Genomic DNA, 16,040 nt, shown 5'->3' on the forward strand with positions numbered 1-16,040 from the left:
GGGTTCCGAAGCCGTAAATCGAGAGTTTCTCATATCCAGATTGAGCCGGCCGAAACGGCGCGACACTCGACACTTGGGCGAAACTCACGCCCGCGATGAGAACTTCTGATTGGCGCCGGTTTGGGGCCGCACGCTTAATCGGGCGGTATTGCCGTTCCGAAAAGGAGAACCCATGAGTTCGGCCGCCCGCAAAATCGAAACGGCGCACAGTTCGCTCGCCGTCACCAAGCTCAGTCCCGTGATCGGCGCGGAGGTCGGCGGCATCGACCTGCGCGATCCGCTGTCGCCGGAATTGCGCGATGAATTGCGTCGCCTGCTTCTCGAACACAAGGTCCTGTTCTTCCGCGACCAGGACATCGACAACGAACAGCATCTCGCCTTCGCGCGGAACTTCGGCAAGCTCTACGACCATCCGTCGGGCGGGCTCGAAAAGCACCGCACCATCCAGCCGATCGACTCCCGCGAATTCGCCAAGCGCGGCTACAGCGTCCGCGAGACGCATTGGCACACCGATACGAGCTGGCGGATCGATCCGTCCTTCGGCGCCGTCCTGCGCGCGGTGAACATCCCCGATGTCGGCGGCGACACGATCTGGGCGAATGGCGGCGCGATCCTGCGCGGCCTTCCCGACGATCTGCGCGAGAAGATCGATAGCCTCTATGTCATCCACGACTTCCAGTCGGCGCTCAAGGCGGCCGGCGAGCGCTATCCCCTCGTCGCGCATCCGATCATCCGCACCCATCCCGAAACGGGCGAGGATATCTTCTGGGTGAATTGGAGCCTCAAGCCCCGCATCGTCGATCTCGACCGTGCCGAGAGCGATGCGCTGCTGGCGCGTCTCTATGACGAGGTGAAGCGCCCCGAATATCAGGTCCGGTTCCGCTGGCGCAAAGGCTCGGTCGCATTCTGGGATAATCGCGCCGTGCTCCACTACGCGGTGCGCGACTATGGCGATTTCCCGCGCGTGATGGAGCGTGTGCTAATCGCCAGCGACGACATCCCCTATCGCGTCCGCAAGGAATGACCGACAGGAACGGGCAGCCGGGGGTGCCCGTTCCGCCGCCGGCTTGGGATGTGCGCGGCCGCGATGCGTTTGCCAGGCGCGACGGTCCCGGCGCCTATCGGCGATCCATCGTTGTTCCCAGCCCCCAATTCATCAGCCGCGCTATGGCGGCGGGACGTGGCAATGCTCTAATGATAGACGTTAGCATAACGTCGTCCGCGATCGTCGCTTGCCATATATCTATGGCGACCGGCGGCGGATGGATACCGATGTGATTGTACATGACGTCCGCATCCGATCTTAAGATCGTCATTGTCGGTGGCGGGTTCAGCGGCACGCTCTTCGCCCTCAAAGCGCACGCGGCGTTGCCGCGGGCCCGCATCGCGATCGTGGAGAAGTCCGACAGGATTGGAAAAGGGCTCGCCTATGGCCTATGTGCGCCGTCGCATCTGCTGAACGTCCCGGTGAGTCGGATGGAAGTCGGCCTCGAACCGGGATTCCAGGCTTGGCTGGCGGGCGGCGCGGCGAATCTCGCGGCCGCCCTTGCGGAAAGCGGCGGCGATCTGCCTTCGGCGTTCGTGGAGCGCGCGCTGTTCGGCGCCTATTTGCACGAGCGGCTGGAGGCGGCGCTGCGGGACACGGAGCGGCTTGCGGTCGTGAGCGCCGAGGTGGTGGGGATCGAGGAGGTTTCGTCCCGCTCCGTTGTGCTCGGCAACGGCCGCCGCCTCGCCGCCGACATCGTCGTTCTGGCGACCGGCAATCTGACGCCGCGGCCGCTGGGCGTCGCCGTGAGATGGCCCGAGGACATCCCAAGCGATCCCTGGGCGCCGAGCCTTTTCGACGGCATGGATCCAAAGGCTCCGCTCTTGTTGGTAGGGACAGGCCTTACCGCTGTCGATGTCGCTCTCAAACTGACGGACAACGGGCACGCCGGTCGGCTGACTGCTGTCTCCCGCCACGGACTGATCCCGCAAGCGCATGTCGCCGGCGGTCATTGGCCGCCCTTTCTGGATCGCAAATCCCTCTCGCCTCTTGATGCGCTGCGAGCGGTGCGGGCCGCAGCGGCGGATGCCGCGGCGCAGGGTATTGCGTGGCAACGCGTTATCGATGCCGTCCGCCCGTCGGTCGCGGGCATCTGGCATCGCTGGTCGCCGGCCGAGCGCCGGCAGTTCTTGCGCCATGTGCGTCCCCGCTGGGATGTCGTGCGCCATCGCATGGCGCCGCGGATCGCCGCCCGTCTGCACGAATTGATGCGAGGCGGCCGGTTGCACGTGCTCGCAGGACGCATGCGCGCTGCCGTTCCCGGCACGCGCGGCATCGACGTCACGATCGACAAGCGCGGCGGTGGCCGCGAAGATGTCCGCGTGGCGCGGATCGTCAACTGCACCGGCCCACGCAGTGACTATGCCACCATCGACTATCCGTTGTTTGCGGATTTGCGGCGGCGGAAGCTGATCGTTCCGGACCCGCTCGCCCTCGGCATAGAGACCGAGGACTGCGCCGTCGTCGACTCGCGGGGCGGCGCTTCGGATTGGCACTTTGCACTTGGGTCCCTGACTCGGCCGGCGTGGTGGGAGATCACGGCCGTACCGGAGATCAACGTCCAGATCGGGCGCCTCGTCGGGAAGCTTTCCGCGTCCCGGCAGAGCCGCGCCGCGCGGCGCGCGCTCCTTGCCGAGGAATTCGTCGACCTTGGCGCCGGGATTTAAGTTGGGTTCGCATGTCCGTCAGTCTATTGCAGACGGCGCAACGAGCGCCGAAGCTTGGCAGGGCGCGGAACACATCTCATACCGGTGGATTTCCGTAGCGACGGGAATTTCACCTCTGCGCGGCGCACGCGAATGCCATCGTCGGTTATCCGGACTTTCTCTTACGACGCCGCGAAGCGACGCTTGAGGGTCGTGTTCACGACCGGGCGGCGATACGAATACCATAATGTCCCGGCGGAGGTTTTCGAGGCTATGAAGGCGGCCTCCTCCAAGGGGGAATATTTCAACGCCTATATCCGCGATCGCTTCGCCTTCACGCGCGACGCGTGAGGGTCATCAAAACAGCATCCGTTCCGTTTATGCCGACGTCGTGAATATCGGCCGGGAGCGCTCGAAGGCTCGCAAATCGCGATTCCGTGGCCGGCTTTCAAAAAATCGGGAACCAAGGGTTCCGCATCGCGTTGGTTCTGCTGGCGTCGGCAGATTTCGCCAGGGGGCGGCCATGGATACGGACGATGTGAAGGGCGTTGAGGCTTATGCCGACGCCGCGAATTTCTGCTCGCCTGCGGCTCTTCTCTCAGGAGCACCACGATAATGTCTCAAGGTCTGGAGACGGCGCGCCGCTCGAAAAAAGCCAAGGTTTCTCTGACACATAACGGCGCCAACGGCGTGCATGAAGCGGGGCTGCGCGACGTCTCGGCTACGGAGCTGGAGGCTCTCTTGGCTGCGCTTCAGGCCATGCGCCAGGGCGATTTCTCGGTTCGCCTGGACGGGGATCGGGTCGGCCTGGCGGGTAAGATAGCGGACACGTTCAACGACATCGTCGCGGCCAACCAGCGTATGGCCGAACAGCTCGACAAGGTCGGTGGCCTGGTCGGCCGCGACGGCAAGACCCGCCATCGCGTCAAATTCGCGGTCTCCACCGGCGCATGGGGGGAGATGGAAAGCTCGGTCAACTCCCTGATCGACGATCTTCTCTGGCCGACCGCCGAGATGACCCGCGCCATCACCGCGGTGGCGCGCGGCGACCTCCTGCAGACCGTGCATCTCGACGTCGAAGGCCGCCCGCTGAAGGGCGAGTTCCTGCGCTCCGCGACCATCGTGAACGCGATGATCCGCCAGCTCAGCGTCTTCACGTCGGAAGTGACGCGCGTGGCGCGTGAGGTCGGCACCGAAGGCAAGCTCGGCGGCCAGGCGCAGGTCCGCGAGGTGACGGGCGTGTGGAAGGACCTCACCGAGTCCGTGAACTCGATGGCCAACAACCTCACCGCCCAGGTCCGCAACATCGCCGAAGTGACGATTGCCGTGGCCAACGGCGATCTTTCCAAGAAGATTACCGTCGATGTGCGCGGCGAGATTCTCCAGCTCAAGGAAGCCATCAATACGATGGTCGACCAGTTGCGCTCCTTCGCCTCGGAAGTGACGCGCGTGGCGCGCGAGGTCGGCACCGAGGGCAAGCTCGGCGGCCAGGCCCTGGTGCCAGGCGTCGCCGGTACTTGGAAGGACCTCACCGACTCGGTGAATGCCATGTGCGGCAACCTCACCGACCAGGTGCGCAACATCGCCCAGGTGACGACGGCGGTGGCGCGCGGCGATCTCTCCCGCAAGATCACGGTGGAGGTGCGCGGCGAGATTCTCGAGCTCAAGGACACCATCAACACGATGGTGGACCAGCTCAACGGCTTCGCCTCCGAGGTGACGCGCGTGGCGCGCGAGGTCGGCACCGAAGGCAAGCTCGGCGGCCAGGCCGCGGTGCCGGGCGTCGCCGGCACCTGGAAGGACCTCACCGACAACGTGAACTTCATGGCCAACAACCTGACCACCCAGGTGCGCAACATCGCCGAAGTGGCGACCGCCATCGCCGGCGGCGATCTCTCCAAGAAGATCACCGTGAACGTGTCGGGCGAGGTGCTCCAGCTCAAGGAAACCATCAACACGATGGTGGACCAGCTCAATGCCTTCGGCTCGGAGGTGACGCGCGTGGCGCGCGAAGTCGGCACCGAGGGGCGCCTGGGCGGCCAGGCCAATGTGCTCGGCGTTGCGGGCACCTGGAAGGACCTGACCGATTCGGTGAACTCTATGGCCTCGAACCTCACGGCCCAGGTCCGCAACATCGCCGAGGTGTCCACCGCCATCGCCAATGGCGATCTGTCGAAGAAGATCACCGTCGACGTGAAGGGCGAAATCCTCCAGCTCAAGGAGACCATCAACACCACCGTCGATCAGCTCAACGCCTTCGCCTCGGAGGTGACGCGCGTGGCACGCGAAGTCGGCACCGAGGGCAAGCTCGGCGGCCAGGCCGTGGTGCGCGGCGTGGCCGGCACCTGGAACGACCTGACCGACTCCGTGAACTCCATGGCGCGCAACCTAACGGCCCAGGTTCGCAACATCGCGGAAGTCGCGACCGCCGTCGCGCGCGGCGACCTGTCGAAGAAGATCACCGTGAACGTGTCGGGCGAAATCCTTCAGCTCAAGGACACGCTGAACACGATGGTGGATCAGCTCAACGCCTTCGCGTCGGAGGTGACGCGTGTGGCCCGCGAAGTGGGCACCGAAGGCAAGCTCGGCGGCCAGGCGCAGGTGCCCGGCGTCGCCGGCACCTGGAAGGATTTGACCGACAATGTGAACTCGATGGCCGGCAATCTGACGGCCCAGGTCCGCAACATCGCCGAAGTGGCGACCGCCATCGCCAGCGGCGACCTTTCGCGCAAGATCACCGTCGATGTGCGCGGCGAGATCCTTCAACTGAAGGAAACGCTCAATACCATGGTCGACCAGCTCAACCGCTTCGCGGGCGAGGTGACCCGCGTGGCCCGAGAGGTCGGCACCGAGGGCCGTCTCGGCGGCCAGGCCAATGTGCCCGGCGTCGCCGGCACCTGGAAGGACCTGACCGACAATGTGAACCTGCTGGCTGCGAATTTGACGACCCAGGTGCGCAATATCGCCGAGGTGACCACGGCGGTGGCGCGGGGCGATCTCAGCCGCAAGATCACCGTCGACGTGAAGGGCGAAATCCTCGAGCTGAAGAACACGCTCAACACCATGGTGGACCAGCTCAACTCCTTTGCCTCCGAAGTGACGCGTGTGGCGCGCGAGGTCGGCACCGAGGGCAAGCTCGGCGGCCAGGCCCAGGTGCCGGGCGTCGCCGGCACCTGGAAGGACCTGACCGACAACGTGAATTTCATGGCGTCGAACCTGACGGCCCAGGTCCGCAATATCGCCGAGGTCGCGACCGCCATCGCCGGCGGCGATCTCTCCAAGAAGATCACGGTGGATGTGCGCGGCGAGATTCTTCTGCTCAAGGACACGCTGAACACGATGGTGGAGCAGCTCCGCTCCTTCGCCGCCGAAGTGACGCGCGTGGCGCGCGAGGTGGGCACCGAAGGCCGTCTTGGCGGCCAGGCCAATGTGCCGGGCGTCGCCGGCACCTGGAAGGACCTGACCGACAATGTGAACCTCTTGGCCGCAAACCTGACGACCCAGGTGCGGAATATCGCCGAGGTGACCACGGCCGTGGCGCGCGGCGACCTCAGCCGCAAGATCACCGTCGACGTGAAGGGCGAGATTCTCGAGTTGAAGAACACGCTCAACACGATGGTGGACCAGCTCAACTCCTTCGCTTCGGAAGTCACGCGCGTGGCGCGCGAGGTCGGCACCGAAGGTCGGCTTGGCGGCCAGGCGCAGGTGCCCGGCGTCGCCGGCACCTGGAAGGATCTGACCGACACGGTGAACGTCATGGCCGCCAACCTCACCGAACAGGTGCGCGGCATCGTGAAGGTCGTGACCGCGGTGGCGAACGGCGACCTCAAGCAGAACCTCACCGTGCAGTCGAAGGGTGAGGTCGCGGCGCTCGCCGAAACCATCAACAACATGACAGAGACGCTCGCGACCTTCGCCGACCAGGTGACGACGGTGGCGCGCGAGGTCGGCGCCGAAGGCCGCCTCGGCGGCCAGGCCAACGTGCCCGGCGCGGCCGGCACCTGGAAGGACCTCACCGGCAATGTGAACCTCTTGGCGGCCAACCTTACGACCCAGGTGCGCGCCATCGCCGAAGTGGCGACAGCGGTGACGAAGGGCGACCTGACCCGTTCGATCCAGGTGGACGCGCGTGGCGAGCTGTCCGAGCTCAAGGACAACATCAACACGATGATCGGCAATCTGCGCCTGACGACCGAACAGAACACCGAACAGGACTGGCTGAAGACCAATCTCGCCCGCTTCACCAACATGCTCCAGGGCCAGCGCGACTTGGCGACGGTGGGCCGCACGCTGCTCAGCGAACTGGCGCCGCTGGTCGAGGCGCAGCTCGGCGTGATCTATCAAATGGAAGGCGAGGGGGAGACGCTTAGGCTTCTCGCCTCCTATGCCGATGCAGACATCGACGGCCATCCGCGCAGCATCAAGCTCGGCGAGGGACTCGTCGGCCAATGCGCGCGCGACAAGCGCCGGCTCCTCATCACCGGCCTTCACGACATGCCCGCGATCAATTCGGCGCTTCTGAGGGTTATCCCTAAGAACATCCTGGTCCTGCCCGTGGTGTTCGAAAGCCAGATCAAGGCCGTGATCGAGCTTTCGTCGCTCGAGAGCTTCACCGACCTGCAGATCGCGTTTCTCGATCAGCTCACCGGCTCGATCGGCATCGTGCTGAACTCGATCGAGGCTACGATGCAGACCGAAGGCCTGCTCAAGCAGTCGCAGCAATTGGCCGCAGAGCTGCAGACGCAGCAGCGGGAGCTGCAGCAGACCAACGAAAAGCTGGAGCAGAAGGCGCAGCAGCTTGCGGAGCAGAACGTCGAGGTGGAACGCAAGAACCAGGAAATCGAGCAGGCGCGTCTGGCGCTGGAGGAAAAGGCGTCCGAGCTGGCGCTGACCTCGAAATACAAATCCGAATTCCTCGCCAACATGTCGCACGAATTGCGCACACCGCTGAATTCGATCCTGATCCTGGGACAGCAGTTGTCCGACAATCCTGAGCAGAACCTCACCGGCAAGCAGGTGGAGTTCGCCCGCACCATCCATGGCGCCGGCACAGATCTCCTCAACCTGATCTCCGACATCCTGGACCTGTCGAAGATCGAGTCCGGAACGGTGACGGTCGACGCCGAAGAGATCGCGTTCAACAATGTGGTGGAGGCCGTCGCCCGGCCCTTCCGCCACGAAGCCGACACGCGCCACCTGTCGTTCGACGTCGAGATCGATGCGAAGCTCGACCGCTCGCTGTCCACCGACTCCAAACGCTTGCAGCAGGTGTTGAAGAATCTGCTGTCCAACGCGTTCAAGTTCACCGAGCGCGGTGGCGTTCGCCTGTCGGTCATGTCGGTGGGGGCGGGCTGGACTGCGAGCCACCCCGTGCTTAGCCAGGCGGCCGGCGTGGTCGCCTTCGAAGTGTCCGATACCGGCATCGGCATTCCGGCCGAAAAGCAGCGCATCATCTTCGAGGCATTCCAGCAGGCCGATGCATCCACCAGCCGCAAATACGGCGGAACGGGCCTCGGGCTGGCGATCTCGCGCGAGCTTGCCAGCCTGCTCGGCGGAGAAATCCAGCTCCGCTCCATCCCGGGAGTCGGCAGCACCTTCGTTCTGTATCTTCCGGTGCGCTATGCCGGCCCCTCGACGGGCGCACGGCCGCAAGCCCATGCCGCGGCGCCGCCACTGGCGGCGAAGGCTTTGTCCAATGCGCAGACGCCGGCGATCGAACAGATTCCCGACGACCGGAACGATATCGATGCTGACGACACGGTGCTGCTCATCGTCGAAGACGATCCGCACTATGCCCGCATCCTGCTCGATCTGGCGCATGACGAAGGCTTCAAGGTGCTGATCGCGATGCGCGGCGACGACGCGCTGGAGCTGGCGTCGATCTATCAGCCCAGCGCGATCTCGCTCGACGTTTTCCTGCCCGACATGCTCGGCTGGACGGTGCTTAGCCAGCTCAAGCAGAACGTCAAGACGCGCCATATCCCGGTGCAGATCGTGACTCTGGACGAGGACCGCCAGCACGGCCTCGCCCGCGGCGCTTTTTCCTTCGTGTCCAAACCGGTGACGACGGCGGGCGTGCAGGAAGCCCTCGGCCGCATCAAGGAATACGCCAAACCGCGCCGCAAGCAGCTCCTGGTCGTCGAAGACAATCTCGACGAGCAGCTCTCCATCCGCGCCTTGCTCGAGCATGACGACATCGAGATCGTTGCGGCGGAGTCCGGCGGGGAGGCGCTCGCGCTTCTGAAAGACAATCCGTCCGATTGCGTCGTGCTCGATCTACGCCTGCCGGACATGAGCGGCTTTGAGGTTCTGGAACATCTCAAGGCCGACCCCGATCTTCAGGATATCCCGGTGATCGTGTTCACCGGCCGCGAGCTGACGGCGGAGGAGGACGCCCAGCTCCACACCATGGCGCGCAGCATCGTGGTCAAGGGCGTGGAGTCGCCCGAACGCCTGCTGGACGAGACCGCGCTGTTCCTGCATCGCGTGATCACCGACCTGCCGGCGGAAAAGCAGCGGATGCTGGAACAGCTCAACGGCTCGGACCAGGATCTTGTCGGCCGCACGGTGCTCCTGGTCGACGACGACGCGCGCAACATCTTTGCGCTGTCTTCGGTCTTGGAACGACGCGGCATGCATGTGCTGACCGCGACAACCGGCAAGGAAGCGATCACGCTGGCCGAAACCACGCCGGACCTCGCGCTCGTCCTGATGGACATCATGATGCCGGAGATGGACGGCTATGAAACGACAGCCCTCATCCGCGAGAATCCCCTCTTTCGCCGATTACCCATCATCGCCCTGACGGCGAAAGCCATGAAGGGCGACCGGGAGAAGTGCCTGGAGGCCGGCGCTTCGGACTATCTGGCAAAGCCCGTCAACACCGACCAGTTGCTTTCGGCCCTTCGCATGTGGCTTCACCGCTAGGACACCGCAATGAGCAACGTCAACGTCCTTCTCGTCGACGATCAGGCGTCCAAGCTCCTGAGCTACGAGGTGATGCTCAAGGACCTCGACGTGAACCTCATCACGGCGACCTCCGCCAGCGCGGCGCTGGCGGTGCTGCTCAAGACCGATGTCGCGGTCGTGCTCATAGACGTCTGCATGCCCGATCTCGACGGTTTCGAACTGGCGTCGATGATCCGCAACCATCCGCGGTTCCAGGAGACCGCGCTCATCTTCGTCTCGGCGATCAACATCACGGAAAGCGATCATCTGCGCGGCTACGACGCGGGCGCGGTGGACTATGTTTCGGTGCCGGTGATCCCGCAGATCCTGCGCGCCAAGGTGAAAGTGTTCGCCGATCTCTACCGAAAGACGCGTCAACTCGCGGAACTGAACCGCGACCTCGAGCAGCGGGTCGCCGAACGGACCGCGGAGCTGGAAGCGTCCACGCTGGAACTGGTCCAAAGCGAACAGCGCCGTTCGCTGGCCTTGGCCGCCGCCCAAATGGGTTCGTGGGAATATGACGCGTCGACCGCCCGCTGGTCGTGGGACAACGGCCAGGCCAGGATTTTCGGCGTCAGCCAACCCGCCGCAGAATTCAACATCGCGACGCTGAAGCCCGTCGTTCACCCCGAGGATTTCGGGCAGCTGATGGCGCTGGCGGCCTCGATGACGCCCGACTCCGCAACGCGTCATGCGGAAATCCGTATCGTCCGGCCGAGCGGCGAGGAGCGCTGGTGCTTCGTGGTCGCCGCCGCGACGTTCTCCATGGACGGCCGGCTGATGCAGATCGGCGGCGTCACGCTGGACATCACCGAACGCAAAGCGACCGAGCAGCGACAGGAGCTTCTGGCGCGGGAGGTCGACCACCGCGCCCGCAACGCGCTGGCCGTCGTGCAGTCCATCGTGCGCCTGACCAAGGCCGATGACATCGCGGGCTACAGCAAGGCCGTCGAGGGCCGCGTTCGCGCGCTCGCGCACGTCCACGACCTGCTTTCGCAGGCGCGCTGGGAAGGCGCCGATATCCGCAGGTTGATCGCGGAAGAAATGGCGCCATACACGTCGGCGGATGCGTCGCGCGTGACGCTCGACGGCCCATCCATGTTGGTCGATTCCAGCCGCGCACAGACCATCAGCCTGGCGCTGCACGAACTCGCCACCAACGCGGCGAAGTATGGCGCGCTGTCCGAGCCGGAGGGCAAGGTCGCCATCGCCTGGTCGGTCGAAAACGGGGCGCTCGGGATCGCCTGGCGCGAAAGCGACGGGCCCGCGGTCCTGCCGCCCGTACGCAGCGGCTTCGGCAGCAAGATCATCAACGCCTCCGTCGCGGCCCAGCGCGGCGGCGGGGCAAGCTTCGACTGGAAGCCGCAAGGCCTCCGTTGCGCCCTCACCATTCCCCTGTTCTCCGCGGAGGCCCCCGACGCCATGAAACAGCCCGATGCGCCGAAACTCGCGGCGAATGGATCGTCGACGCTTCGTATTCTCGTGCTGGAAGACGAACCGCTGATCGGCATGGCGACCAGCGACCTGATCGAAGAACTCGGACATTCCGTCGTCGGTCCCTACTTCAACCTGTCGGCGACGCGCGATGCGCTGACCGGCAAGCTCGATGCCGCCATTCTCGACGTGAATCTCGGCAAGGACGAGGCCTATCCGATTGCCGAAGAGCTCGCGTGTCGCGGTATCCCGTTCGTGTTCATGACAGGCTATGGGCCCGAAAGCCTCGACAAGCGTTTCCGGAACTATCCGGTTCTGCAAAAGCCCGTCGTTCGCGATGCGCTCGCCGCTGCCATCGAGGGGTTCTCGCAGCTGTCGGAGCCCATCTAAGAGGCCGGCGTTTCGACACTTGTGGCCTGGGCTTCGTCGGCCGCCTCAGGCGGTGACGCCTTGGTAGAGTTGTCCGTAATTTCGCGCTGAATGTCCCCAGCCGAAGCGCTGCGACATCGCACGCTCCCGCATTCGGTTGAGGCGCGTCTTCACACGGAAGGTCGCGAATGCCCGCGAAATTCCCTCGAGCAGGGATTCCGTTGAGGGCTCGGAGAACAGGAAGCCGGTTTCACCGTCGACGATGGTTTCCGAAAGGCCGCCGGTCTGGCGGCCGATGGGCAGCGAGCCGAAACGCTGCGCATACATCTGGCTGAGGCCGCAGGGTTCGAACCGCGACGGCATCAAGGTGAAATCGCTTCCCGCGAAAATCCGCCGGGCCTCGCCGTCATCGAACCGGATGGCGGCGGCGATATTGTCCGGATTGCGCCGCCCGACGTCCTTCAGCGCCGCTTCGAATTTGGCTTCACCCTTGCCGGTGACGATGATCTGACCGCCCGCTTTGACGATCCTCTCGGCTGCCGCGAGGACCAGGTCCACCCCCTTTTGATGAACCAGGCGCGCGACCAGCCCGAAAAGCGGCCCGCGCGACAGCGCCAATCCGAATTCCTTGCGGACGTGATCGGCGTTGGCGTTCTTTCCGTCCCATTCGCCCGGTGCGAAGGGCGGCGCCAGCGCCGCGCAAGTTCGCGGATCCCAGCTCTCGTCGATCCCGTTCAGGATGCCGCTCAGCTGCCGAGCGTCGGCTCGGCGCCGCAACAGGCCTTCCAGGCCGCAGCCATGCTCGGCCGTCGTGATCTCCCGGGCATAGGTCGCGCTAACGGTGGTGAGATGCGAGGCGTAGATCAGGCCCGCTTTCAAGAACGAGGCCTTGCCGTAGAACTCCAGGCCATCGATATGGAAAGCGCTGTCCGGCGCGCCGATCCGACCCAGCGCGCCGCGATCGAACAGTCCCTGATAGGCAAGGTTATGAATGGTCAGGACGGTCGGAACGTCCGCGCCGCTCCAGGCGAGGTAAGCGGGGACGAGCGCCGATTGCCAATCGTTGCAATGGACAACATCCGCGCGCCAGGACGGGTCGAGCAGTCCCGATGCAAGCTGTGCCGCCGCCGAAGCGAAACGGGCAAACCGGATATCGTTGTCCGGCCAATCGCGCTGCTGGGCGTCGCCGTATGGCCCGCCGTCGCGTTCGTACAGTTCAGGACATATCACGACATAGACCGGCAGGCCGTCGCCGGTCCTGGCCAGTCCCAGGACGCAGGCGGGAAGTCTGGCGCTCGCGGCACATGTTGCCACGATCTCCAGCGAGGCAAGACGGCTGAGCACCTCGCGATAGCCGGGAATGATCACGCGAACGTCGCCGAACGGCTTCAAGGCTCGCGGCAGCGCCGCCGACACGGCCGCAAGGCCGCCGACACTCACGAAGTCGTCCATCTCCGGCGTGGCAAACAGAACGCGCATGGTTTTCCGGGAGCCTCGGTTGCGCATTGAAAAACGCGCGGTTCCGCCAACCGTTCACCGTCGCAATCGTGAAACCGTCATCGAAGTATTGAATCGCACCGAGATATTTGCCGCACCCTTGGCGGGACGGTTGTTTTCAGGCGCTACTTTGCCTTCGTTTTGTGCGGCGCGCGGTTGACAAAAGAGGCATTGCCCAGCCCGGTTCCCAGGGTGAGCACCCCCCACTGTTTCACATCCGTCATATTCAAGGTCTCGCTCAGGCCCTGCACGACGGCGTCGTTGTGAAGGGCCACCTGCGTATCGTCCTCCCCGATGTGCGGTATCGCTTCGGCGATGCGCTGAGGAAGATTGAATCGCGCGCTGGCCCAATTGCCCGGCAGGTTTTGCGTGCCGCGGTCGATCGAACCGTCCGGCTCGACGATGCCCGGGCAGCCGATGCCGATGAAGGGCGCCAGTCTGAGTTTGGCCTTTTCGGCGCGCCGGATGACGTCGTTGAGCATGTCCACGAGCGAGCCCACCGCCGCGTCCCGCGTGACGTCGTCCTCGGCGTGGCACCAGATTTCGCGTTCGGCCACGGCGGCGTTGGCAAAGCCCGGCGCTTTCTTCAGGTCGAACGTCACAAGGCCGACACGCATATTGGTGCCGCCGATATCGACCCCGACAAGGGCATCGTGCCCTTTGAAAACCCATTCCGGCGCGAGCTGGACCGTGCCCAGGAGGCCGGCATCGTCCGGATCGCTGGCGATGGGCACGATTTCGACGTCGATCTTCTCGGCCTTGAGCAGCGCGGAGAGCCGGCCGATCGCCAACTCGCCGATGCGGTGACCGCGCATGCCGCCGCCCACGGCGATGCGCTCCACATCCTGCCAACTCTTGTCCTTGAGAAGCCGCCGCACGACGAACGCGAATTCCTGCGAGAATTCCTCTACGACGGTATGGATCAGGCCCGCGGTCTCGGCATCGCCTTTCTCGAGGGCCTTATCGAGTTCTTTTTTTCCGATCTCGGCGCTCGGCCGCTCGCCGAACGGATCGCGGCCTTCCTTGATCAGGGGCTTGCGCACCTTGTCGAGAAGTCCCGCCAAGGCTTTCTTGCTCGCGCGGTCGCCGAGGAAGCCCCCATTGTCCTTGAGTTCGATGTTGTACGAAGCGATGTCGACCTTGGGCAGGCGCAGGCTGCCGTGTCCGCACAACAGAGGCGCCTTCGCGGTTTCGCCCTCGCTCATGGACCGTCAACGAACGCCGTTGGGCCGAGTTCCTTTTGTCCGTCGATGGAGGGCGCCAGCAATGTGTGCAGCCACCGTCTGAAGTCCGCCGGGCTGTCGACCCGATAGGCCGCGCCCGGAAAGGTCCGGCCGACCGAGATGCCGATGCCGCCGAGGCTTTCGAGAACCGCGAAGGCGTAGCCGTCGGTCACGTCGTCGCCGGCGAACAGCGGTATGCGGCCCAAGAACGGCAGCCTGGCCATGAAGGCACGCAATGCGGAGCCCTTGTCGGTGCCGGCGGGCTTGAGCTCCAGGACTTTCTTGCCGTGCAGGAGCGAGAAGCCGGCGGCTGTGGCCTCCGCTTCGACTTCGGCGACCCTCGCCGCCGGCAGCGTGGGTTCTTCAAGAAGGCGATAATGCAGCGCCAGCGTGACCTCCTTGTCCTCGATGAACATGCCGGGCCGATCCGCGAGCGCCGTGAACTTGGCGCGCAATTGCGCCGGAATGGGTCGCGTGAGGTGTCCGCTCGGCACATCGGGATCGGGCCGGACCTGCGTGCCATGCGCGCCTGCGGCGGGAAGCTTGAGCGGCGCGAACAATTTATCGATGCCCTCGAGCGTGCGCCCGCTCACGAGCGCCAGCGCCCCGCCGCAGCGCGTTCGAAGCCGCGCAAGATCGTCCACAAGCTCGAGCGGCACGCGGACGGTATCCGGCGTCAGCGCGATGTCGAGCAACGTGCCGTCGATATCCAGGAACAGCGCAGTGCGATCCAGATCCGGAGCGGGCAGGCAGATCATATGGTCGCGGCCTTGCGCTGCTGCCGCGCGTCGATCTCCACGAGGGCCTGCCGCCGCGCGGTCGGGAGCGCCCAGGGGATTTCCTTCTGCAGATAGGCGATCAACTTCTCGCGCACCTCCGACCGCAAATCGAAGGTCATCGCGGAATTTCCGGCGCTTACCAGCGCGCGCAACTCGATCACATTGTCCCGGGCATCGGTGACCTGCAGGTTGACGACCTGTTTGTCCCACAATTTGGATTCCTTGACGATCTCCTCGAGCTTGCGGCGCACCTGATCGACCGGCACGGTATAGTCGGCATAGATCATCACCGTGCCTATGAGCGAGGCGGAGGTGCGCGTCCAGTTCTGGAACGGCTTGTCGAAGAAATAGCTGAGCGGCACGATCATGCGCCGCCAGTCCCACAGCTTGAGAACGACATAGGTCGAGGTGATTTCCTCGACCGTCCCGTACTCGCCCTCGACGATAAGGACGTCGTCCAGGCGGATCGGCTGGGAGATGGCGAGCTGGACGCCCGCCATGAGGTTCTCCAGAACCGGCCGCGCGGCGAGACCCGCCGCGATCCCGGCGATCCCCGCCGATGCGAACAGGCTGACGCCGAACTCGCGCACGGAGTCGAACGACATCAGCGCGAAGCCGAGCGTGATCACGACCAGAACCGAATCGAGCGCGCGCTTGAGCAGGCGCATCTGGGTCACCGCCTTGCGCGCGAGAAGATTGTCGGAGACGTCGAGCTTGAAGCGGCCGATATAGCGGTCGATCGCCAGATTGACGCCCACAATTACCAGCCAGCCCAGAAACACGACGAAGGCCGCCAGCAGCACGCGATTGGCGCCGTCGGCGACAAGCGGACGCAGCGGCGCCACGGACACCGCCATGCTGAAGGCGATCATGATGAAGGCGAAGCGGCTGATGCCGCGCGTGCGGCCGATGATGTCGTGCAGGAACGGATAGCGGACGTCGAGGAAGCGCCTGAATACGGCCCATAGCAGGGAATGGACGGCGATTGCTGCCGCGATCGCCGCAACCAGCAGCGCTAGCACGATCAGGGGTCGCGGCGCCCAGGGAAACATGTCGAGCAGAAGTCTGTTTTCGGTCATCGATCCGCGTTTCGTTGGTC

Annotated in this window: 9 protein-coding genes; 5 read left to right on the plus strand and 4 right to left on the minus strand. The window is 64.7% G+C overall.

Annotated features, from left to right (window positions below):
* Nucleotides 1-172 precede the first annotated feature (172 nt).
* From WDN01_21315 to WDN01_21335, 5 genes are all read left to right on the plus strand, one after another.
* A complete protein-coding gene (locus tag WDN01_21315; GenBank protein MEJ0028571.1) occupies nucleotides 173-1,024 on the plus strand; it encodes a TauD/TfdA family dioxygenase in 852 nt (283 codons plus the stop codon).
* 260 nt (nucleotides 1,025-1,284) lie between these two features.
* Nucleotides 1,285-2,712: an FAD/NAD(P)-binding protein gene (locus tag WDN01_21320; GenBank protein MEJ0028572.1), complete on the plus strand. Its 1,428-nt coding sequence runs from the start codon at nucleotides 1,285-1,287 to the stop codon at nucleotides 2,710-2,712.
* A gap of 132 nt (nucleotides 2,713-2,844) precedes the next feature.
* Nucleotides 2,845-3,042, plus strand: coding sequence for a KTSC domain-containing protein (locus WDN01_21325; GenBank protein ID MEJ0028573.1), 198 nt, complete (start codon nucleotides 2,845-2,847; stop codon nucleotides 3,040-3,042).
* Nucleotides 3,043-3,306: 264 nt separating this feature from the next.
* Entirely contained in the window at nucleotides 3,307-9,618 is a 6,312-nt protein-coding gene (locus WDN01_21330; protein ID MEJ0028574.1) for a HAMP domain-containing protein, read from the plus strand.
* 9 nt (nucleotides 9,619-9,627) lie between these two features.
* Nucleotides 9,628-11,463 (plus strand): HWE histidine kinase domain-containing protein, encoded by a 1,836-nt coding sequence (locus WDN01_21335; protein MEJ0028575.1) that lies wholly within the window; start codon nucleotides 9,628-9,630, stop codon nucleotides 11,461-11,463.
* A gap of 45 nt (nucleotides 11,464-11,508) precedes the next feature.
* Here the strand turns inward: WDN01_21335 and glgA are convergent, their stop codons facing one another.
* The 4 genes from glgA to WDN01_21355 form a co-directional block, all read right to left on the minus strand.
* Nucleotides 11,509-12,948 carry a glycogen synthase GlgA gene (gene glgA, locus WDN01_21340; protein ID MEJ0028576.1) on the minus strand — a complete coding sequence of 480 codons (1,440 nt, stop codon included), beginning with the start codon at nucleotides 12,946-12,948 and terminating at the stop codon, nucleotides 11,509-11,511.
* Between the two features lie 116 nt (nucleotides 12,949-13,064).
* Nucleotides 13,065-14,144 (minus strand): ROK family protein, encoded by a 1,080-nt coding sequence (locus WDN01_21345; GenBank protein ID MEJ0028577.1) that lies wholly within the window; start codon nucleotides 14,142-14,144, stop codon nucleotides 13,065-13,067.
* The gene (otsB, locus tag WDN01_21350; GenBank protein ID MEJ0028578.1) at nucleotides 14,141-14,920 is read right to left on the minus strand and encodes a trehalose-phosphatase; all 780 of its coding nucleotides are present in this window, start codon (nucleotides 14,918-14,920) and stop codon (nucleotides 14,141-14,143) included. Before otsB ends, WDN01_21345 begins: the two co-directional genes overlap by 4 nt.
* Nucleotides 14,917-16,020, minus strand: coding sequence for a mechanosensitive ion channel domain-containing protein (locus WDN01_21355; protein MEJ0028579.1), 1,104 nt, complete (start codon nucleotides 16,018-16,020; stop codon nucleotides 14,917-14,919). The genes otsB and WDN01_21355 overlap by 4 nt, the downstream gene beginning before the upstream one ends.
* Nucleotides 16,021-16,040 lie beyond the last annotated feature (20 nt).

Origin of the sequence: Rhizomicrobium sp. (assembly GCA_037200985.1) — a bacterium.
GTDB lineage: Bacteria > Pseudomonadota > Alphaproteobacteria > Micropepsales > Micropepsaceae > Rhizomicrobium.